Here is a 1699-nt window from a genome sequence, read left to right as displayed (position 1 = left end):
TCCGTGAGCTGGGGTTATGCGGTGGCTTGAGACAGCGTCCAGGGGTTGCCGAGGAAGGCGTCACGGAGCGCATGGAAGGCGTCGATGCCGTGGTTGGTTGCGGTGACGAGGTAGGTATGGACGCGACAGAACGCCTGTAAGCCGCCCATGCTGCGCCAGCATCCGCTGATCTTCATCTGGGTTTTAGCGCGGCGGAGGATCCGCTCCGAGCCGTTGTTGGTCGCGCCTATTCGAAGGTCATTGAGGAAGAGGAGAGTCTTGTCGACCCGGCTGATCAGGCGTTCGGCCAGGACCCGGGCCTGATTCTTTCCTCGTCCCGCATGGTAGGGGTTGAGCTTGACCCCCTGCTCGGCCAGGTCCAGGTAGCGGGCCCGGATATCGGCGATGACCTCGGGTTTCAGGGCGTCTTCGCCGTCACGGACGGCCTGGTTGGCGGTGTGGATCGCCTCCTGCGACAAGGTGCGCAGCCGTCCGGCCCAGGCGCCTCGGACCGGGTCGTTGTCGTGGATCCGGCGAAGATCACGCACGATGTGTGCCAGGCAAATCTGCACCCCGGCCAGCAGGCTGTCCAGGAAGTGGTAGCCGACGTAGTCGTCGCGGACCAAGATGCCGGTGAAGCCGGTCAGCAGGCCGAACCCCTTGATGGTGGTGTGCCCGCGGGTGGCGCCGGCGCCGTACCAGACGACCTTCCCGTCGTGCATGCCGTAGATGTAGGCCGTCTTCCCCGACAGCGACACCGGCGTCTCATCGGTGCCGGCCACCTCCGCCTTCCGCAGATGCGCCTTGACCTGCTCCTCGAAACCGGCCAGCCGCTTGGCGAGCTGCGCGTCGACCTTGGCCACGAACCCGGTCGATACGCTCACGCCGAACATCAGCCTCATCAACATGGCGGTGCGTTCCATGCTGGCGTGCCCGATCTCGGCGATCAGCGCGGTCATTGTTTTGACGTTCGGGCCGTAGCAGGCCTGACCGGCCTGGACACCCTCGGGAGCCGCCGCCGTGGTCGCATGGCCGCACCCGCAGCGCCGCACCGGCATCCGGTACTCGACCGTCTCCGGCTTGACCTGGGGCAGCTCGGTAACCTGCGCACGAACGAACCCGGCGTCCGCACTGTGGTCCAAATCGGCGGCGCAGCCACCACACCGATCCGGTGCGGGCATCGTCTCGGCCCGGTCCGGGCTCGCCGACATCTCCATCCGCGTCCCCTCGTGACCGCGCTGGCCACCCGGGGGACGCTTGGGCCCGTACACGCCCCGCGACCCCGCCGAGCCGTCCTTCTTCTCATCGGCCCGCTTCTTGCGGTCCCACACCTTCTCTGCCGAGGGGGGCGTCCCGGAGTTATTGGAGTCGATACCCAGCCGTTTCTGCAGTTCAGCGACCAGCTCGCGCAGCTGCTTGATCTCCGCGGCCTGCACGGCGATGATCTCAGCCTGCCGAGCGATCTGCTCACGCGCTACCGCCAACTCGGCCTCACGCTCGGCCAGCAGCTCCCGCAGCCGCGTGTTGACCTGCCGGACCGTCTCCGACTCGGCGCGCACCGCGGACAGCTCCTCGCGGACAGCGGCGAGGTGACGCGCGAACTCCTCCATCGAGGGCGCGCTCGAAGACGCGGATTCCTCGATCACGAACAGCGATCATGCCGGACTCCGGCGAGACGATCAAACCGGCGACACCAAGATCAGGAGGTGTGAATGGTTAC

The 1699-nt window shown here is 66.9% G+C and carries 1 protein-coding gene; it reads right to left on the bottom strand.

The features are described from left to right. Positions 1–14: 14 nt before the first annotated feature. The gene (locus ABGB08_RS54490) at positions 15–1625 is read right to left on the bottom strand and encodes an IS66 family transposase (protein ID WP_347608464.1); all 1611 of its coding nucleotides are present in this window, start codon (positions 1623–1625) and stop codon (positions 15–17) included. Between the last annotated feature and the right edge of the window lie 74 nt (positions 1626–1699).

It is taken from the genome of Acrocarpospora sp. B8E8 (genome assembly GCF_039871605.1).
Taxonomy (GTDB): domain Bacteria; phylum Actinomycetota; class Actinomycetes; order Streptosporangiales; family Streptosporangiaceae; genus Acrocarpospora; species Acrocarpospora macrocephala.
This window is presented reverse-complemented; position numbering and strand designations above follow the sequence as displayed.